The following is a 19,370-nucleotide window of genomic DNA, read 5'->3' as shown; positions in this document are numbered from 1 at the left end:
AATCTGAAAGTCGCTTTCTCCATACAATTTCTCATTCGTCACAGATCACATTTCCCACTACACTCACGCCTTATTTTTACGCTTAACGATGGCGACTTCAACGCCACTTGAAGCGAGATTCTTTTTGGATTTAAGCCTCTCCCCAAGGTTTAAATCTTGTTGGTAAGTTTTGCTGCTGTTTTCCTTAATCTCAAGGACCATGACAGAGCCCTTTTATTTGAGTGTCCCCTTATGCTGCTAAGTGTGTTGTACATCATTGGTATCACGGCTGAAGCCATGACTGGTGCATTGAGTGCCGGCCGAAGAAAAATGGATTGGTTTGGTGTTATGTTGGTAGCCAGTGCAACGGCTATTGGCGGCGGTACGGTGCGCGACATTCTTCTTGGCCACTACCCATTAGGTTGGGTGAAGAATCCAGAATTTTTGGCAATCACTTGTGTAGCTGGCGTTCTAACGACTGGCTTAGCGAAATGGGTGATTAAATTCAAAGGGCTATTTATCCGTTTGGATGCACTAGGCTTGATCGTATTTAGCATCATCGGCACCAAAGTCGCGATTGTTATGGGCTTACACCCTGGCATTTGTATGGTGTCTGCGCTAGTAACCGGCGTATTTGGTGGTTTGCTACGTGATTTGATTTGTCGTCAAACACCGCTTGTGTTGCATGAAGAGCTTTACGCCTCTGTCGCACTTATCGCATCAGGTTTGTACCTAGCGCTACTTGAGTTCAACGTACCAGACGTAACCGCAACGATTGTGACTCTGATTACTGGTTACATGCTGCGAATGGCGGCAGTACGATTCAAATGGCGCTTGCCTTCATTCCACTTGGAAACCGAAGGGTCGATTCACTGATTCAAATCGAAAGCTATTGAAAATATATGAAAAAAGGCTGCTCACTGAGCAGCCTTTTGCATTTCTATCAAGTTGAGTTTCAAACTTAAATCTTTGGAGTCTCGGTTTGTACGCCATGGTTTTGACCACGATGACGTAGCAAGTGATCCATAACGACAATAGCCAGCATCGCTTCCGCGATAGGCACGGCGCGGATACCCACACATGGGTCATGACGACCTTTAGTGATCAACTGAGTTGGTTCACCTTCTTTAGTGATAGTCTCACCTGGAACCGTAATGCTTGAGGTTGGCTTAAGCGCGATGTTTGCCACAATCTCTTGGCCGGTAGAGATACCGCCAAGAATGCCACCCGCGTGGTTGCTGCCGAAGCCTTCTGGAGAAAGCGTATCACGGTGCTCGCTGCCTTTTTGGTTTACCACGTCAAAACCGTCACCGATTTCCACGCCTTTCACCGCATTGATACTCATTAGCGCGTGTGCGATGTCTGCATCCAAACGATCAAATACAGGCTCACCAAGACCAACAGGTACGTTCGTTGCCACAACCTGAATTTTTGCGCCAATAGAGTCGCCTTCTTTTTTCAGGTCACGGATAAGTTGGTCAAATGCTTCTACTTTGTCTGCATCTGGGCAGAAGAACGCATTATTTTCGATTTCATTCCAATCCACTTTATCGATTGAAACGTCACCCATTTGCGACAAGTAAGCACGGATTTCTACACCGAACTCGTCTTTCAGGTATTTCTTAGCGATTGCACCAGCCGCCACACGCATTGCCGTTTCACGAGCAGACGAACGGCCGCCACCTCGATAATCGCGCACACCGTATTTTTGGTGGTAAGTGTAATCAGCATGTCCTGGACGGAACTTGTCTTTAATGTCTGAGTAGTCTTTAGAACGCTGGTCAGTGTTCTCAATCATCAAACCAATTGAAGTACCTGTAGTTTGACCTTCAAATACGCCAGAAAGAATTTTTACTTCGTCCGGTTCACGACGCTGTGTGGTGTAACGTGATGTGCCAGGACGGCGACGGTCGAGATCCGTTTGCAGATCTGCCTCAGTGATTTCCAAACCTGGAGGGCATCCGTCTACGATACATCCTAGTGCGATACCGTGACTTTCCCCGAATGTCGTCACTCGGAAATGTTGTCCGATACTGTTTCCTGCCATTACTTCCTCAAATTATTGTCGCCACGCTCGAACTGTGGGAGCGCAACTGCTTATCAATTCTTCGTGAATTCATAGTGGCGGTATTACGTTTTGATGTAAAGCCCGTTTTGGCGGAAAAAACAAATCAGCCTGAATTTTCAAGCTCACTGCGAAGCGGATAAAAAAACACCGAACACTAGGCTCGGTGTTTTCATTGTTTGTTCGACTGGTTTGCTTAGACAGACTTAGTCTTTGTACAGTTTGAACTCTTCTGCACATTCAACTAACTGATCACGTGTTAGCATGAATACGCCGTGACCGCCGTTCTCGAACTCGACCCAAGTAAATGGGATCTGAGGGTACTGTTCCATCATGTGAACCATCGAGTTACCGACTTCACAAATAAGAATACCGTTTTCTGTTAGGTAGTCTGGAGCGTTAGCAAGAATACGACGAACCAGTTTTAGACCGTCAGTACCCGCAGCTAGACCTAGCTCAGGCTCGTGCGTGAACTCGTCTGGTAGGCTGTTCATGTCTTCTTCGTCCACGTAAGGTGGGTTAGACACGATCAGGTTGTACTTCTCTTTTGGCAGATCACGGAACAAATCTGAACGGATTGGGAACACTTGCTGCTCCATACCGTGATCTTGTACGTTTTGTTCAGCCACTTGTAGGGCGTCTGTAGAGATGTCGATCGCATCGACTTCTGCTTCAGGGAAAGCGTGCGCACAAGCAATCGCGATACAGCCAGAACCCGTACATAGGTCCATGATGCGAGTTGGCTCTTCCACCAACCAAGGTTGGAATTCCGCTTGAATCAATTCACCGATTGGAGAACGTGGCACAAGTACACGCTCATCAACAAAGAACTCAAGACCGCAGAACCATGCTTTGTTCGTTAGGTATGCAGTTGGTGTACGCTCGTTGATGCGTTTTACTACGCGCTCAACAATACGTAGACGCTCGCTTGTCGTTAGGCGAGAGTTCAATACATGCGGAGGCACATCAATCGGCAAGTATAATGTCGGCAGGATAAGCTGAACCGCTTCATCCCACGCATTATCAGTACCATGACCGTAAAACAAGTTAGCGGCGTTAAAGCGGCTGACCGTCCAACGAATCATATCTTGAAGGGTATGCAGTTCCGATACCGCCTCTTCTACAAAAATCTTATCCAAAATTGCCTCCGAAAAGCGCTACAATACTGCCATAAATTGTAAAAATGAAATTGTTTACCTAATGAGCAAAAAAGACACCGAACACGATGACGATTTCGCCTTGTTTAAGGATGCAGTACAGGGCGTAAAAAAGTTGCGACAGGATACCATAATCCAGCAACCAAAAAAAAATACTAAGCAAAAAGAAATCACGCGCTCAAACCGTGAAGCGAGTGATTCTGAGTTTTACTTTTCCGATGAGTTTGTCCCGCTCTTAAATGCGGATGGACCAACTCGTTACGCGCGTGATGATGTCTCAACTTATGAAGTGAAACGTCTGCGCCGTGGTGTCTACGTACCTGATGTCTTCCTAGACATGCATGGTATGACCCAACTGGAAGCTAAGCGAGAGCTCGGTGCGATGATCGCTTACTGTGTCAAAAACGAAATCCACTGTGCGTGTGTTCAACACGGCATTGGTAAGCACATCTTGAAGCAGAAAGCACCGCTGTGGCTTGCTCAACACCCAGACGTGATGGCATTCCACCAAGCGCCTTTAGAGTTTGGCGGAGACGGTGCGCTACTGGTATTACTGTCTATTCCAGAGAAATAAACCACCGACTTCGAAAATGTTTCGCTGACGAACAAGAACGACAAAGGCAGGTTAACCCTGCCTTTTTGTTTTTCTCGAGTCGTGATCCCGAGAGCGAGTGTTCTATGGCGTGATATGCCACAACACTTCACCACGTTGTGTTTGCGGATCGTATTCAATGCACACCAAGCCAGATGTTGGGAACATCGGTGGTGTCATGTCTTTCACAAACTCAGAAGTGAGATACCCCACCAGCGGTAAGTGCGACACAAACAGAAGTGATTCTAACTTCTCAACCTCAATCAATGCATTGGCAAAATCAAATACATGGTCCGATTGACCGTATGGCGTGATGTCTTCACAAGTCTCAATACTTTTCGCCGAGAAATGGACGCTGATCTCTTGCCATGTTTGTTGCGCTCGGATGTATGGACTGACTAGCACTTTGTCGAATTGAGCAAAACCTTGCTCTTTACATGCTCGGGCAACTGCTTCCGATTCAGTTCTGCCTCTTTGGGTCAGTTGTCTTTCTGCATCGGTATCCGCGAAATGTTCCGCTTCACCGTGACGCAAGATAAATATTTTCATGTTATTTCCTAGGGATAGCTAACGCTACCAAAAGGTTGACTGCTATCTTTATACGGATAGCGGGCTAACTTTAATAATGTCGAAACAAAAATACTGATATAATTATCGGTTCATTATACCAATTCGCTTGCTAAAGATAGCGACTTTCTTAACAATCTATTAAAAAGAATAGACTCAGTTCATCACATTCTACGATGAAGTTATGAACTCAGTGCATTCCTTCAAATAGCTCGAACCCCATAGCATTGGCTATTGGGCTTATGCAGTACTCTTACGAATAACAAAAATACGGCAAGCAGTATTTGTCGAAGCGCAAACTTTGCGCAGCCCCATTCGGGGGTCATCATTACTGTAATGCGAAATCTGGAGACGCATCGTGCACTTAAGTCCAAACGATTCAAATCAATACCGCTACATTACCTTGAGTAATGCACTGCGCGTGTTGCTGATCCACTCCGACACCGCTCAACAGTCGGCAGCAGCCTTGGCAGTAAATGTTGGACACTTTGATGACCCAAATGATCGTCAAGGTCTGGCACACTACCTAGAACACATGCTTTTTTTGGGAACGGAAAAATACCCTAAAGTTGGCGAGTTTCAAAGTTATATTAGTCAACACGGTGGCACAAATAACGCTTGGACGGGAACAGAGCATACTTGTTTCTTCTTTGACGTCACCCCCACAGCGTTTGAAACCGCGCTTGACCGTTTCAGCCAATTCTTCACCGCACCGTTGTTTAATGAAGAAGCGTTAGACAAAGAGCGCCAAGCTGTCGACTCCGAATACAAGCTCAAACTGAACGACGATTCTCGCCGTCTATATCAAGTAAACAAAGAGGTCATCAACCCTGATCATCCGTTTTCTAAGTTCTCTGTCGGCAACTTGGAAACCCTCGGCGATCGCGATGGCAAATCGATTCGCGACGAGATAGTCGAGTTTCACCACTCGCAATATTCCGCTGATTTGATGACATTGACCTTGTTTGGTCCTCAATCTCTTGATGAACAGCAAGCTTGGGTAGAAACCATGTTTGCTGACATTCCAAATCATCAATTACACGGAAAATCGATTGATGTACCTATAGGTAACGAAGACAGCACCGGCATTTTGGTTCAAGTCGAACCGATTAAAGAATTTCGTAAACTGATCTTAACCTTCCCGATGCCAGGGATGGATGTGCATTACGGCGCGAAACCCCTCTCCTACTTTGCGCATTTGTTGGGTTATGAAGGCGAAGGCAGTTTGATGCTAGAGCTGAAAAACAAAGGTTGGATTACTTCCTTATCTGCCGGTGGAGGTGCAAGCGGCAGCAATTACCGAGACTTCACAGTCAGCTGCACATTGACCCAAGATGGCTTGGGTTATGTCGATAACATCATTCAAGCCGTATTCCAGTACCTGTCTATGATCAAACAAGATGGGATGGATGAATGGCGTTACCTTGAAAAACAAGCAGTGCTGGAGTCTGCCTTCCGCTTTCAAGAGCCATCTCGTCCGATGGATTTGGTCAGCCACCTTGTGATCAACATGCAGCACTATCAGCCGGAAGACACGGTTTACGGTGACTACAAAATGACAGGGTATGATGAAGAGCTACAATGCTCTTTATTGCACTACCTCAACATCGAAAATGTTCGTGTGACTCTGATTGCCAAAGGATTAGAGTACAACCAAACCACAGAATGGTATTTCACGCCCTACTCAGTGCATCCATTCAACGATGAACAACGTCGTTTATATCAACAAATCGATCCTAGTTGGCAATTCGTTCTCCCAGAAAAGAACCCATACATTTGCTACGAGCTCGATCCAAAACCGTTTGAAAATGGTGGCTCATTGCCAGAATTAGTGGAAGATGTCGAAGGCTTCCGTTTATGGCATTTGCAAGATGACGAATTCCGAGTGCCAAAAGGCGTCGTGTATGTCGCTATCGACAGCTCGCACGCCGTCGCTTCACCGAAAAACATCGTGAAAACACGCCTATGTGTTGAGATGTTCCTTGATTCATTAGCGAAAGAGACCTATCAAGCTGAAATCGCAGGTATGGGTTACAACATGTACGCTCACCAAGGTGGTGTTACTCTGACGCTATCAGGTTTTAGCGAGAAATTGCCTCAGCTGTTAGAAATGATTCTGCATCGCTTCGCGGCACGTGAGTTCAGCCCTGCTCGATTCGAAACCATCAAACAACAACTATTACGTAATTGGCGAAATTCATCTCAGGACCGCCCTATTTCGCAGCTATTCAATGCACTGACTGGTCTTCTTCAACCCAACAATCCGCCTTTCGCAACACTCGTTGAAGCGCTGGAAGAAATAGAAGTGGATGAACTGTCGGTGTTTGTTGAATCAATTTTGGCCGAGTTGCATGTAGAAATGTTCGTTTACGGCGACTGGCAGCGTCAGCACGCAAAAGAGATGGCAACAACGTTGAAAGATGCCCTTAGAGTAAAAGAACAACGCTACGAAGAGGCACTCCGCCCGTTGGTCATGCTTGGCGAAAATGGTAGTTTCCAACGTGAAGTCCACTGTAATCAGCAAGATTCCGCGGTGGTGATTTACCACCAATGTGAAGATATCGAGCCACGCAATATCGCCTTGTATACACTGGCTAACCATCTGATGTCGGCGACCTTCTTCCATGAAATCCGCACCAAGCAGCAACTTGGCTATATGGTCGGTACGGGAAATATGCCTCTCAATCGCCATCCAGGTATTGTACTGTACGTTCAGTCTCCAAATGCCGCTCCCGCTGAATTGGTCACATCAATTGATGAGTTTTTGAACGCTTTCTACATGGTATTGCTAGAGCTAAATGAATACCAGTGGCACAGCAGCAAGCGAGGCTTATGGAATCAAATAGCAACGCCCGACACAACATTGCGTGGTAGAGCTCAGCGCTTGTGGGTCGCTATTGGCAACAAAGACACGGATTTCAATCAACGCGAAAAAGTACTAGAAGAGCTTAAAGGGCTTACTCGTACCGATATGATCCGCTTTGTTGTCAACGAGTTAAAACCGCGTACAGCAAACCGTTTGGTCATGCACTCGCAAGGTATAGCACACGCAGATGCTCCGCGAGTTAATCTTGGTTTAGAAATTGGATCGATTGAAGAGTTTCAATTACGACCAAAAGATTGTGGTTTGGGTTAATCAGATTTAACGAGCAAAATTAGAAAAGGCTTGCGCAGTGCAAGCCTTTTTATTACCTAACATAGACAGATTAGTCGTAGAAATTACGACCTTCACCCGCGCGAGTGAGTAAGCCATCACATGGCGCGTAACGATCGCCGTATTTCGATGCAAACTCGTTCATTTTCTCAACCAGTTCTTTCAAACCGAATTGATCCATGTAACGGAATGGACCACCTAGGAATGGTGGGAAACCAATACCAAAGATCGCACCGATATCACCATCGCGTGGAGAACGGATAATACCGTCATCCAAACAACGAACAGCTTCGTTCAACATTGGCAGCACACAGCGCAAAGCAATGTCGTTGTCGCTCAGTTTTGATTCAGGCGTTAAGTTCAGCAGTTTGTACACTGACTTATCAACTTCCTTCTTCTTACCTTTATAGGTATAGAAACCTTTACCACTCTTACGACCTTTACGACCGTCGTTCAGTAGTGTTTCGAATACGTCTGGACCTTTAAATCGCTCGCCCAATTCGTTAACCAAGATTGGCATGATCTTCGCGCCAATATCGACACCAACTTCATCAAGCAAAGTAATTGGGCCAACCGGGAAACCAAAATCGAGTAGTGCATTGTCCAGTTGTTCGATTGGCTCATTTGCCAACAATATATGTGCGGCTTCATTCATGTAAGGTGCAAGAATACGGTTTACGTAAAAGCCTGCTTTATCTTTCACAACGATTGGCGTTTTACCTTGTTTCTTCGCAAGCGCAACCACGGTAGAAATGGTTTCATCCGACGTCGTCTCGTGAGGAATCACTTCCACCAGCGGCATTTTCTCTACCGGGCTGAAATAGTGTAAACCGACGATGTTTTCTGGACGCTCTGCTTTTTCCGCAATTTTGTGAATCGGCAAAGAAGACGTATTGGTCGCAAAAATAGTGTCTAGTTTCGCATTCGCTTCAATATCCGCAACCATCGTCTGTTTAAGGTCAAGATCTTCAAACACGGCTTCAATTACTACATCAATATGGTTGAAGCTTGTAAAGTCAATGCCGCCAGACAGTTGCAGCATCTTCGCTTGCAGACCCGCTTTCGAGATAATGCGGCGCTTACGTTGCTTATCAAACAACTTGTAGTTGTAGTTCAATGCGTTAAGCACACCGTCGTTACTAACATCTTTAATACGCACTGGCACTTTTGCTTTGGCGACGGAAACGTGGCTAATACCCGCCCCCATCAAACCACCACCAAGTACACCAACTCGACCGACCGATGCGGGCTCAGCCTCTGTACCATTCTCTTTCTTCATCTCAGTGGTAGCAAAGAAAATAGAGCGTAATGCTTTTGATTCAGAGCTCATCACCAATTCGCTAAAGCGCTTTGCTTCAAGTTCTTGGCCTTGAGCAAAACCTTTCTCAAGACCGTGTTGAATAACTTCTAGGATAGCCACGGTTGCAGGGTAGTTACCACGCGTTTTTTCATTAGTTTTTTTCGCTGCTTGCTCAAACACAAACTTACGACCTAAGCCGCTGCCTGACATCAATTTCTCTTTGGTCGATTGCTTTTGTTTACCTTTCTTCTTGCCTTTTTCGACATGCATCTTCGCGACATCAAGCAAGACAGTCTCAGGCACACATGCGTCAACCACACCCAATTTTTTCGCTTTCTTCGCACGCAGTTGTTTACCTGTAAGGATTAAATCTAACGAGGGCAACAGACCAATTAAACGTGGAAGACGTTGAGTACCACCAGAACCAGGCAGCAAACCAAGTTGCACTTCAGGCAAACCAAGACGCGTTTTATCGGAATCAGTACACACTCGGTAGTCACACGCGAGAGCAAGCTCTAAACCGCCACCCAGACATGGACCATGAATCGCTGCGACAACCGGATAAGGCAGCTCAGACAGCTGCTGGAACAAGTCTTGGCCTTGCTTGGCTAAGGCTTCAGCTTCACTTGCCGTCGTGCACGCTTCGAGCATGCGTACATCGGCACCCGCAACAAAGTTATCTGGTTTTAAGGAATGGATGATCATCCCTTTTACGCCGTTGGTGTCTTTCAGTTGAGCGAAAATCTCTTTCATCTCGTCTGCAAACGCCGCTTGCAGCGTGTTCATTTTCTCGTTTGGCACATCGATGGCTAGCCAAGCAATGTTCTGCTCATCAATCTTTAGACTAAATGCTTTTTGCTCGCTCATTACTCCACCTCCAAAATCATTGCTGCACCAAGACCACCTGCGGCACACGCAGTATTCAACGCAAGACCACCACCACGACGTTTCAGCTCACGTAACGTTTGTGTCATCATACGAGCGCCAGTCGCAGCAAATGGGTGACCGTAAGCAATTGAACCGCCAAGGACATTGAATTTGTCCATGTCGATCTCGCCAATCGCTTTCGCGCGACCTAGGTTCTCTTGGGCAAATTTATCAGAAGCAAACATCTTCACATTTGCAAGTGCTTGAGCAGCAAACGCTTCATGCATATCAATAAGCGTGAGGTCTGAAAGTTCCAATCCGGTATTTTCTAATACTTTCGATGTCGCGTAAGTTGGCCCCATCAACATATCCATTTCGACGCCAATAGCCGAGAATGCATAACCGCGAATGTAGCCAAGAATTTCCATCCCAAGCTCTTTCGCTTTACCTTCACGCATTAGCATCACAGCGGCACCACCATCGGTTAATGGCGTACTGTTTGCGGCTGTTACACTACCGTATTGGCGGTCAAAAGCCGGACGCAATTTTGCATAACCTTCTAATGTCGAATCATGACGAATGTTGTTATCTTCAGAGATCCATTTTTTGTAAGGTTCTGGGAAAGCAGTCATCACTTCGTCTTGGATTTTGCCGTCTTTCCAAGCTTGCGAAGCTAGAGAGTGAGAACGGTGCGCCAACGCATCTTGCTCTGCACGAGTAATTCCGTGTGACTTCGCCATTTGCTCGGCAGTCTGACCCATTGAGAGACCCGTCGAGTATTCAGCCACTGCCGGCGGCACTGGCATCAAATCTTTGAAGCTGAGTTTTTTAAGAATGTTGAGCTTTTGACCCAGCGTTTTGGTTTTGCTGAGCGCCAGCAAATTAGCAGCCAGCGTTTTTGATACACCAATAGGCAACACAGAAGAAGAGTCCGCACCACCAGCAATCCCCACATCAATGCTGCCAGCCATAATACTTTCGGCAACATTGACAGCAGCTTGGAAGCTGGTCGCACATGCGCGAGTCACACTGTAAGCGTCGGTATGAATGTGCATACCCGTCCCCAATACGATTTCTCGTGCGATGTTTGGTGCTTCTGGCATTTGAACCACTTGTCCAAATACCACTTGTTCAATTAACTTAGGGTCGATATCTGTGCGAGCAAGCATTTCGCTCACTACCATTTTACCTAAATCGACCGCTGGCACCTGGCTGAACTCAGTGCTTTGACGAGCAAAGGGAGTTCGGAGCCCTGCGACAATAGCAACACGTTCACCATGGCGTGTTTTTACTTCCTGCTTGCCCATTGTTTCTCCTTAAATACAAGAGGTCTGACCTCATGCATTGTAATCAACTTGTTAAATTTATCAAACGTGCGTTTAAATAAACGTGAAGCGAGTAGATCTATTACTCTAGTTCATTGATTCTTATGCGATTAAGATTGCTTAACTATAGTGACTTAAAAAGAGAAGAAGTGTGCTGTGGGTAAAATTGAAGCAAAAAAAAACCACACAATATTGTGTGGTCGGAATATCTATAAAACAATTAACATACGCCAATTGTAAAATTAATCAGTTTCCTGATTAGGAGAAAGTAAAGTCAGCCTTCAAAAGGAAGTGTCATCTTGCTCAACATGTTAGTCGCAATGACTAACTAGATGACAAGATGTACTATAGCCCCTTCACTGTATGAGATTTTGAAATAGATCAATTTTTATGGTGATTTTATGGTTTCTTGCAGGAATAGGATTTGAAGACTGACCAAGTAGCCAACCAAATGAGGTAAAACGCCTCACTGACAACAATAAAAAATAAATTATCATCACTTCAAATAAGTGCTTGATCGTTGAAGACGTATATTGTGCTGCTGCTAAACTACAAAAAGTGTAGTCGGATCGATTATAAATATAAGCGGTATATATGACCTCACAGAGCAAGACGGAGGCTCCTGTGGCAATATTTAAAATGTTTGGAAAGAAAAATTCCGACAGTCCGGTCAACTCTGATATGGACAGACAAAGAAAATACGAAGCTCTTGTTCGGGGCTATCACAGAGACTTATATCGCTACGCATACTGGTTATGCAAGGAAAAGGCGGTTGCAGAAGATTTGGTTCAAGAAACCTGTCTGCGTGCGTGGAAGTCTCTCGATAGCCTTCAAGATGAAAAGGCTGCGAAATCTTGGCTTATTACCATTCTGAGACGAGAAAATGCGCGCCGCTTCGAACGCAAACAATTTGATTTGGTTGATATCGATGACTATGGCAATGATGCTAAAGTCAGCGATGACCCACATCATCAGCAGGAATGGCTACAAGCTCAAATAATGAAGCTTGATGTCGAATATCGTGAACCTTTGTTCCTCCAAGTTGTAGGCGGTTTCAGCGGAGAAGAAATCGGTAACATTTTGGAACTGAACAAAAATACGGTAATGACGCGCCTTTTCCGCGCCCGCAATCAACTAAAAGAGATGTTGGATTCTCAAGATACTCAGAGAGGACAAAAAAATGGATGATTTAGAATTTCGTCGTCGTATTTTGTCGGATCCAAAACAGAAGGATGAAGAGATTCTGCAAGCTTTAGCTGAGAACGACGCTAACAGTAAGTTTGTTGAAGACGTTTTGGACCTCGATCTAAAGATTAAGCAAGCCATGAATGTGGATGTGCCAGAAGATCTCGCCGACAAAATTTTGTTTAACCAAACATCAAATGCATTAGAAGATGAAAAGATAGTCAGACCTAATTTCGCACGTAAAGCGATGGCTTTGGCGGCATCCGTTGCATTTACTGCTGGTTTACTTGTAGGTCAGATTAACTGGGGTAACGTTATTGTTTCTCCAGCGCAGGCAAGTCTGGCTGACACCGCAATGAAACACGTAGTGGCAGAAGAACCGTTTGTCCGTAACATCGATGAAGATGTTTCGAATAAACAAGTCAACGCGAAAATGATGCCTTTCCATTACCAGATAAACGGTGATTTTCCATATCACGTTTACTACCTAAACCATTGTGGCTTTGGTGAGTCGAACAATGCGCTTCATGTCGTCTTCCAAGGTAAAGAAGGCAGAGTCACCATGTTTGTGACTGATGTGAAGAGTGACCAGAAAGTCGACTTTGATAAAGATGGTATGAGTGGTGTTGTGAAACCGGTGGGCAAAGCCAGTATGATTCTTGTTGGTAGCAATGGCGAAGATATCGATGCTATCGCAGCTAAGCTTGCTCCGATGATGGAACCTATGTAACAAGTTCCTTAATACCGCATCGATAAAACGTGAAAAGCCGCTAAATCTCGAAATTTAGCGGCTTTTTTCTTATAGATACCAATAAAAACATTCACCCCACCAATCAAGTTTAGAGTCAAAACTCTAAATTATGCACTTTAGATGCAATTTCCCGACATTTAGACATCATTTCTGCAATTTTTATTCAAATTTATCCAATGGTCGGATTTGTATGGTCCACTCTTAATACTACTATCTGCGCCACTGAGCAAATGCTCAACTTATCGTCCAAAGAGACGAAACCCATAAGGAATAAAAAATGACTCAGAATACGCGTCTGTTTAAAAAGACTCTCCTAGCAGTGACGGTTGCAATGGCATCTGGTCAAGCAATGGCAGCTGGTTTCCAGCTAAACGCACAATCAGCGACTGGTATCGGTCGTGCATTCGCAGGTGATGCAGTAATTGCGGACAACGCATCTGTAATGGCTCGTAACCCAGCAGCAATGGCTCTATTTGATAAAATGGAACTGTCGCTTGGTTTTGAAAGCATTACTTCAATGATTGAAGTTAAAGATGCGACGTACCGCGGCGTAACAGCTCCTCTAGGTACATCATCTAACTATGACGATGCAGGTGACACTTCTATCGCACCAAATATCCACCTAATCGTTCCTGTTAATGACAAATTCGCTTGGGGTGTAAACGCATACTCAAACTTCGGTACTAAAACTGAATTTGATGACAGCTTTGCTGCTCGCGAATACGGCGGCCTTACAGATGTGAAAAGCGCAAACTTTGGTCTAGCGGGTTCTTACCGTCTAAACGACCAATGGAGCTTCGGTGCTGGCATCGACCTAATCTACGGTCAAGGTACAATGAAACGTGAAGCAGAAGTTCTACCAATGCCTCTTCTAGATGTAGATGGTGCAGATGGTTGGGCTGTTGGTTTCAACGTAGGTACTGTATTTGAGCTAGATGAAAACAACCGTTTTGGTTTCTCTTACCGTTACAGCCCAGAAATGGAAGCTAAAGACGATAAGGGCCAAAAGATTACTCTTCCGCTACCTGATATGGCAGAGTTCTCTGGCTACCACAAAATTCAAGATACTAAATTTGCGGTTCACTACAGCATCCAATACATCGGTTGGGGTACGTTCGATCAAATCGAATTCCGCAATCTAAAAGACTCCGTTCTAACTGGTAGCTACGACAAGCCGTATGAGTGGCAAGATGGTTGGCACTACGCTATTGGTGGTACTTACTACCTAAATAATGATTGGACACTACGTGCGGGCTACATGTACGACACAAGTGCTCAAGCTGACCTAACTTCAGTTTCTGTACCTGATTCTGATCGTCAATGGTTCTCTGGTGGCTTCACTTATCATCTAGATTCAAGCTCAAACATCGATCTTGGCTTTACATATCTGGTAGGTAAAGATGTAGATGTTGTAGAGACAAGTGCTCCAACAGGCTCCTTTACAGGTACAACTCGCGCAGATGCGATTCTATTCGGCTTACAATACAGCCGCAGCTTCTAAGCATTACGCATGAAGCTAATATAAACACTCTCTATATAAAAGGCTGGAATTCCAGCCTTTTTTCTTATCTATCATTTACCCCTCACCTAATCTGAGCGCACACGTGTAACTAAATGCGGTTATTAGAACTCACAGTTGTTCGCTGAAACTTCTTCACAACGCCTTTACAGTTAGATAAATTAACTACATATTTAACCACCAATAGATAATTAACCTGAAAACACTGTTTTATTGGATTTTCATTTTTAAAGTAATAACTCTAGACGTAAACTTTCGCCCCACGTTATAAATAACTCAGCGAACATTACAATGAAAACCAACAAGACTCTCCTTTCAGCAGCAGTGGCATTCGGCCTATTAAGCACTTCAGGCGTTGCAAACGCAGCAGGTTTCCAACTTGCAGAATACTCTGCGACTGGCCTAGGTCGTGCATACGCTGGTGAAGCAGCGATGGCTGATAACGCAGGTGCACAGTGGCGTAACCCAGCAATGCTAACGTACCTAGAAGGCACACAAGTGTCTGTTGGCGCTATTTATGTAAACCCTAATATTGATGTTGATGGCACATCGACATTTGTAAATGGTTCTAATAAAGCAAGTTCACATGACTTTGCACACGATGCTGTTATCCCTAACTTCTACCTATCTCACCAGTACAACGACAAGTTTGCTATTGGTCTAGCATTTGGCACTAACTACGGTATGGAAACGGACCTAGGTAAAGATTTTGCTGCAGCAAACTTTGGTAACCAAGCTAGCGTAACGTCGATGGAAGCGAACCTGAACGCGGCTTACAAACTAAATGAAGCGGTAAGCATTGGTGGTGGCATCCGTTACATCATCGCAGATGGTAGCATTGGCGCGGTAATGCCACCTCAGATGGGTTTAGTGAAACCGACTTTACCGGGTCAAACACTTAAATACATGGAAGGTGATGACACCGCTTGGGGTTGGCAAGTGGGTACTGCATGGCAGATCAATGATAACAACCGCATCGGTTTCGCATATAAATCAGCGGTAGATCTGACCCTAGAAGGTCACGCGAATGGTCTTGCGTTCAACCCAGTGAACCCTAACGCGAAAAAAGCAGGTTCAATGGACCTTACCTTGCCAGCGACAGCTGAACTAGCGAGCTTCCACCAACTAAATGACCAGTTAGCAGTACACGCAAGCATTAACTGGACAGATTGGAGCAGCTTTAAAGAGCTAGTGGCAGATTTCCCTGATTCATCTGATCTAATCAAATCGGAAAACTGGGAAGATAACTACCGCTTTGCTGTAGGTACGACTTACAAGCTTGACCAAAAATGGACATTGCGCTCAGGCGTTGCTTACGACATGTCTGCAGTTGATGACAAGTACCGTACAACAACAATTCCAGAGACTGACCGTCTATGGCTAAGTGTTGGTGCAGGCTATGAATGGTCTAAAAACCTAACTCTAGACGCTGGCTTTACTTACATCTTTGCGAAAGATGCGCCAATCAGCGAACCTCGTGATGCATCTGATAACGAAGCAGCCGTTTTCGGTGGTGCATTTGAAGGTGAAGTAACGGGCAACGTTTGGCTAATCGGTGTTCAAGCGAACTACAAGTTCTAATCTAAACGCTATTTATCGATAAAAGAAAGTTACCGATAAAAAGAAAGGCTTGGTTTTCACCAAGCCTTTTTGTTTGTCTGTTGAAAACGTTTAGAAGTCTTCTTCTAAGTACTCGTCCAAGTACGCTTCTTCGTCCTCATTCACTTCATCCGTATTGTTGATTTCTGCTTTGAAATCTTGACGCTGAAGATAAATATCACGCGTTAATACGTATGGATCTGGAGAGGCTTCTAACTGCGCTTCTTGTGGAACAATCAGTGCACGCTTTTCCATACCTTCCAATGCCCACTTACCAAGACCAGCCCAGAAGTTAAGGTAAGAAAGCGGCAAATACATACCATCTACCGTATCTGTTACTTCGCGCAACGTATATGGGCCGTAGCCAGGTACCATGAAGTAAGGACCATTTCCTACTCCATAATGACCCACCACACTACTGAACTCTTTGTTATCGTATTTGGTGATACCCGCCGCTGTCGCGATATCGAACAAGCCAAGTACACCAAAAGTCGAGTTAATCCAGAATCGGTTAAAGTGATCGACCGCTTTAGTGCCGTTTCCCATTACCAAATTGTTAACCACGCTTGCTGGCTCATCTAAGTTCGCCAAAAAGTTTGCGATACCTGAGCGAACTGGGACTGGCGTGTAGTCCACATACGCAAGAGAGATAGGACGAACCAAATACGGATCAAGGTAATCGTAGTTGATTTCCCACATCGCGCGGTTGAAGCCTTCTAACGGATCATAAACACCAGAAGTCGTTTGATTCGTTTCGTTTTCTTCTGTTGCCGCCTCTTCAGGCGCAGTCGAACAGCCAACCATTCCAACTGCAAACAACAACAAAAAGGTGGATTTACCCTTGTTATACATTCTGCGTTCCATAACGACGATTAATATACCTAAGCAACCTTAAAGATTGATGTACGCGATACTGCTCTTAAAAAGTCACTTGGGTATATAAATAAAGAAAGGCCAGCAAGCGCTGGCCTTCATCATTCTACTCGATAGTTGGTAGTCATACCACAAAAGCGATAGGACAATCACAAAGTGTCCACTATCAGAGACAGGATAGATTTATTGATACTGCTTATCGATCATCACATCCACTGGTTGACCAAATTCAACCGCTTCACTTTCGCCGTGCCAATCATGGTCACGAGTCGCTACGTTACCGTCAGAGTCGATACGAACACGTACCATCAGTTTCTCTAACGACGACAGCTTCTGCCCTTCCATCATCGCATTACCGTCGTCTAGAACCACGGTACGAGGGAAAGTCCCTAGTGGATAGCGCGCTGCTGCAACTGGCATTGGGGAGCCGTCTGCGCGGTGAATAGATACAATCAATACTGCATTTGGGTCCAATTGAGCTTCTGGAGCAACGTTAATCGTCACTGCCACGCTTTTATCTGGAGACACCGCCTCACCCATTTGCTTACGCGCACTTTCGATACTGCGACCTAGCATTTCGTAACGGCTATCCTCTGGACCAATCATCTGCTGCATGATGCCCCAATATTTAATCGCTGCAGGGAAATCTTGGCGCTCAAACGCATCGAATGCCAACAGCGAGAATACACGTAGGTCGACATAGTCTTGCTGCATTAGCTTGCCAAGCAGAGAACGTGCTGTCGCTTGCTCCATCTCGTCTTGAGACAGCATTAGAGCTTGAGCGTAACCGAGTTGTACGTCAGGATCTTTCGGCTCCAGCTTGTACGCTTTCTCCATTGCATCAATCGAGGTTGTGACATCACGATTAGCCAGAGCGATACGACCAAGAAGCAGCCAACCTGTTGAATCATCTGGTTGGTAATGCAGACGCGTACGAAGTGCTAACGATAAGTCATCCATTTCATCTTCGCTTAAAGGCTCAGACGATGCTGACATCAATTTCTTCGAAAGTTCAGGTAGGTTTGACGTGACTTCCTGCCACTTAACAACGTCCTGAGAAGCACCAAACTTGTAGTAAAGACCGTAACTCAACACTACCGTTAAAATAACCGAAGGAATCAATACCGCCATTGGAGAAACTTTGGTTTCGCCTTGTGTTTTTTCACTTGGGATGTCATCCAATAGCGACTGTTTCAAATCAGAGATCAACTCGTCTTGGCTCTCGACCAAGCCTTCATCGGTTTCTTCTTCAAGTTCAGAAAGTCGGTCTTTATAGAACGCTTTGTTTAGCTCGTCACGTAATACTTCATCGTTGTTTGCTTTTTGCTTTAGCAGTGGCAAAGCGACCAACACGCAAGCAATCAGCGTTAAAACAACGGTAGAAATCCAAAATAGTGTCATTACTTCTTATCTCCGTTGTTCTCTTCATCAAGTAGCGCTTTAAGACGAGCTTCTTTGTTCTCATCCCAATTTTCATCGCTATCTTGAACAGCTTTTACTTTGGCTTTACGGCTGCGAAGCACGATCAAACCAAAGCCACCTAAAACAACAGCAAATGGACCAAGCCAAAGAATCGCGGTTGCCATGGTAAACGGAGGGTTATAAGTCACAAAATTACCGTAACGGGCAATCATGTAGTCAACGATTTCATCTTTAGACTTACCGTCTTTGGTCATTTCATAAACCTTGTGACGTAGGTCTTGAGCAAGCTCTGCGTTTGAGTCAGAAATCGTGTTGTTCTGACATTTAGGGCAACGAAGCGTATGACCGAGCTCTTTGAACTGTTGTTCTTGCTCTAAGTTATCAAACTCATACACTTCGATTGCAGCGTGTGCTGCAAGCGAAAATGTCATTGCAGCGAGCGCTGCTAGAATAAACTTCTTCATTGCTTCGCCTCCTCAACCAATTTGGTATAAAGCGGCTCTAGGGTCTCAGCCCAGTTACGAGGGTTCACATCGCCAACATGACGGTAGCGAATCACACCATTGGCATCGATGATGAACGTTTCAGGAGCGCCGTAAACACCAAGGTCTAGGCCCAACATGCCGCTTCCATCAAACAAGCTGATTAGGTATGGATTACCAAGGTCGTTTAACCAACCAATCGCTTTATTGCGATCATCTTTGTAGTTCATACCGATGATCTTCACGCCTTTGCCTGCAAGTTCGTTTAAGTATTTGTGCTCAGCGTAACAAGTTGGACACCAAGTCGCCCAAACGTTAAGCAACAGCGGCTCACCTTTAAAGATCGACTGGTCGTATTGCTTACCCGGTTCCGCTAAATCTTCTAGGTGGAACTCAGGTACTGGCTTACCTACCAGTACTGATTCCAATTTTGTTGGATCGTCGCCGTCTTGGTTACGAACCAACTGAGTCGCGAAGATACCCGCCAAAACCATAAAAGCGACCAACGGGATAAATAAGACTTTCTTATTCAT

General features: G+C 45.1%; 16 protein-coding genes. 7 read left to right on the top strand and 9 right to left on the bottom strand.

Features of this window, described 5'->3' with window-relative positions:
* The first annotated feature begins 231 nt into the window (after positions 1-231).
* Complete coding sequence (locus C1S73_RS15555) at positions 232-855, top strand: trimeric intracellular cation channel family protein (protein ID WP_038871349.1); 624 nt, start codon at positions 232-234, stop codon at positions 853-855.
* 85 nt (positions 856-940) lie between these two features.
* Here C1S73_RS15555 and aroC read toward each other — a convergent pair whose 3' ends face one another.
* Both aroC and prmB read right to left on the bottom strand, forming a co-directional pair.
* Positions 941-2,026, bottom strand: a complete 1,086-nt coding sequence (gene aroC, locus C1S73_RS15550) for a chorismate synthase (RefSeq protein ID WP_005433120.1) — start codon at positions 2,024-2,026, stop codon at positions 941-943.
* Between the two features lie 224 nt (positions 2,027-2,250).
* On the bottom strand, positions 2,251-3,183 hold the full coding sequence (gene prmB / locus C1S73_RS15545; protein ID WP_038871350.1) for a 50S ribosomal protein L3 N(5)-glutamine methyltransferase: 933 nt from the start codon (positions 3,181-3,183) through the stop codon (positions 2,251-2,253).
* A gap of 61 nt (positions 3,184-3,244) precedes the next feature.
* Here prmB and smrB point away from each other — a divergent pair, with 61 nt between their 5' ends.
* Positions 3,245-3,775: an endonuclease SmrB gene (smrB, locus tag C1S73_RS15540; RefSeq protein WP_038871353.1), complete on the top strand. Its 531-nt coding sequence runs from the start codon at positions 3,245-3,247 to the stop codon at positions 3,773-3,775.
* Positions 3,776-3,877: 102 nt separating this feature from the next.
* Here smrB and sixA read toward each other — a convergent pair whose 3' ends face one another.
* The gene (gene sixA, locus C1S73_RS15535) at positions 3,878-4,342 is read right to left on the bottom strand and encodes a phosphohistidine phosphatase SixA (protein WP_038871355.1); all 465 of its coding nucleotides are present in this window, start codon (positions 4,340-4,342) and stop codon (positions 3,878-3,880) included.
* Between the two features lie 376 nt (positions 4,343-4,718).
* Here sixA and C1S73_RS15530 point away from each other — a divergent pair, with 376 nt between their 5' ends.
* Positions 4,719-7,496 (top strand): insulinase family protein, encoded by a 2,778-nt coding sequence (locus C1S73_RS15530; protein WP_038871359.1) that lies wholly within the window; start codon positions 4,719-4,721, stop codon positions 7,494-7,496.
* A gap of 70 nt (positions 7,497-7,566) precedes the next feature.
* On the opposite strand, the gene fadJ is transcribed toward C1S73_RS15530, so the two are convergent.
* Together fadJ and fadI are read right to left on the bottom strand one after the other, a co-directional pair.
* Complete coding sequence (gene fadJ / locus C1S73_RS15525) at positions 7,567-9,681, bottom strand: fatty acid oxidation complex subunit alpha FadJ (protein ID WP_038871362.1); 2,115 nt, start codon at positions 9,679-9,681, stop codon at positions 7,567-7,569.
* Positions 9,681-10,988 carry an acetyl-CoA C-acyltransferase FadI gene (gene fadI / locus C1S73_RS15520; protein WP_038871365.1) on the bottom strand — a complete coding sequence of 436 codons (1,308 nt, stop codon included), beginning with the start codon at positions 10,986-10,988 and terminating at the stop codon, positions 9,681-9,683. Before fadI ends, fadJ begins: the two co-directional genes overlap by 1 nt.
* Before the next feature lie 657 nt (positions 10,989-11,645).
* Between fadI and C1S73_RS15515 the strand changes: the two genes are divergently transcribed.
* The 4 genes from C1S73_RS15515 to C1S73_RS15500 all read left to right on the top strand — a co-directional run bounded on the left by C1S73_RS15515 (position 11,646) and on the right by C1S73_RS15500 (position 16,042).
* Positions 11,646-12,194, top strand: a complete 549-nt coding sequence (locus C1S73_RS15515; protein WP_038871392.1) for a sigma-70 family RNA polymerase sigma factor — start codon at positions 11,646-11,648, stop codon at positions 12,192-12,194.
* A complete protein-coding gene (locus C1S73_RS15510; RefSeq protein WP_038871368.1) occupies positions 12,187-12,921 on the top strand; it encodes a DUF3379 domain-containing protein in 735 nt (244 codons plus the stop codon). Before C1S73_RS15515 ends, C1S73_RS15510 begins: the two co-directional genes overlap by 8 nt.
* A gap of 298 nt (positions 12,922-13,219) precedes the next feature.
* Entirely contained in the window at positions 13,220-14,443 is a 1,224-nt protein-coding gene (locus C1S73_RS15505) for an outer membrane protein transport protein (RefSeq protein WP_038871371.1), read from the top strand.
* A gap of 309 nt (positions 14,444-14,752) precedes the next feature.
* Positions 14,753-16,042, top strand: coding sequence for an outer membrane protein transport protein (locus C1S73_RS15500; RefSeq protein ID WP_038871374.1), 1,290 nt, complete (start codon positions 14,753-14,755; stop codon positions 16,040-16,042).
* Between the two features lie 90 nt (positions 16,043-16,132).
* Here the strand turns inward: C1S73_RS15500 and C1S73_RS15495 are convergent, their stop codons facing one another.
* The 4 genes from C1S73_RS15495 to C1S73_RS15480 all read right to left on the bottom strand — a co-directional run bounded on the left by C1S73_RS15495 (position 16,133) and on the right by C1S73_RS15480 (position 19,370).
* Positions 16,133-16,912, bottom strand: coding sequence for an MlaA family lipoprotein (locus C1S73_RS15495; RefSeq protein ID WP_038871377.1), 780 nt, complete (start codon positions 16,910-16,912; stop codon positions 16,133-16,135).
* Between the two features lie 204 nt (positions 16,913-17,116).
* Positions 17,117-18,334: a c-type cytochrome biogenesis protein CcmI gene (ccmI, locus tag C1S73_RS15490; protein WP_038871380.1), complete on the bottom strand. Its 1,218-nt coding sequence runs from the start codon at positions 18,332-18,334 to the stop codon at positions 17,117-17,119.
* The gene (locus C1S73_RS15485) at positions 18,334-18,819 is read right to left on the bottom strand and encodes a cytochrome c-type biogenesis protein (protein ID WP_038871382.1); all 486 of its coding nucleotides are present in this window, start codon (positions 18,817-18,819) and stop codon (positions 18,334-18,336) included. The genes ccmI and C1S73_RS15485 overlap by 1 nt, the downstream gene beginning before the upstream one ends.
* Entirely contained in the window at positions 18,816-19,370 is a 555-nt protein-coding gene (locus C1S73_RS15480) for a DsbE family thiol:disulfide interchange protein (RefSeq protein WP_010449576.1), read from the bottom strand. Before C1S73_RS15480 ends, C1S73_RS15485 begins: the two co-directional genes overlap by 4 nt.

This window comes from Vibrio jasicida 090810c (assembly GCF_002887615.1).
GTDB classification, from domain to species: domain Bacteria; phylum Pseudomonadota; class Gammaproteobacteria; order Enterobacterales; family Vibrionaceae; genus Vibrio; species Vibrio jasicida.
The sequence above is the reverse complement of the archived record's forward strand: the minus strand, read 5'-3'. Positions and strand labels throughout refer to the sequence as shown.

Excerpts from the sequence above, each read along its gene's own strand:
- C1S73_RS15555 (WP_038871349.1), top strand. The coding sequence starts at position 232 with ATGCTGCTAAGTGTGTTGTACATCATTGGTATCACGGCTGAAGCCATG.
- aroC (WP_005433120.1), bottom strand. The coding sequence starts at position 2,026 with ATGGCAGGAAACAGTATCGGACAACATTTCCGAGTGACGACATTCGGG.
- smrB (WP_038871353.1), top strand. The coding sequence starts at position 3,245 with ATGAGCAAAAAAGACACCGAACACGATGACGATTTCGCCTTGTTTAAG.
- sixA (WP_038871355.1), bottom strand. The coding sequence starts at position 4,342 with ATGAAAATATTTATCTTGCGTCACGGTGAAGCGGAACATTTCGCGGAT.
- fadJ (WP_038871362.1), bottom strand. The coding sequence starts at position 9,681 with ATGAGCGAGCAAAAAGCATTTAGTCTAAAGATTGATGAGCAGAACATT.
- fadI (WP_038871365.1), bottom strand. The coding sequence starts at position 10,988 with ATGGGCAAGCAGGAAGTAAAAACACGCCATGGTGAACGTGTTGCTATT.
- C1S73_RS15515 (WP_038871392.1), top strand. The coding sequence starts at position 11,646 with ATGTTTGGAAAGAAAAATTCCGACAGTCCGGTCAACTCTGATATGGAC.
- C1S73_RS15510 (WP_038871368.1), top strand. The coding sequence starts at position 12,187 with ATGGATGATTTAGAATTTCGTCGTCGTATTTTGTCGGATCCAAAACAG.
- C1S73_RS15505 (WP_038871371.1), top strand. The coding sequence starts at position 13,220 with ATGACTCAGAATACGCGTCTGTTTAAAAAGACTCTCCTAGCAGTGACG.
- C1S73_RS15500 (WP_038871374.1), top strand. The coding sequence starts at position 14,753 with ATGAAAACCAACAAGACTCTCCTTTCAGCAGCAGTGGCATTCGGCCTA.
- C1S73_RS15495 (WP_038871377.1), bottom strand. The coding sequence starts at position 16,912 with ATGTATAACAAGGGTAAATCCACCTTTTTGTTGTTGTTTGCAGTTGGA.
- ccmI (WP_038871380.1), bottom strand. The coding sequence starts at position 18,334 with ATGACACTATTTTGGATTTCTACCGTTGTTTTAACGCTGATTGCTTGC.
- C1S73_RS15485 (WP_038871382.1), bottom strand. The coding sequence starts at position 18,819 with ATGAAGAAGTTTATTCTAGCAGCGCTCGCTGCAATGACATTTTCGCTT.
- C1S73_RS15480 (WP_010449576.1), bottom strand. The coding sequence starts at position 19,370 with ATGAATAAGAAAGTCTTATTTATCCCGTTGGTCGCTTTTATGGTTTTG.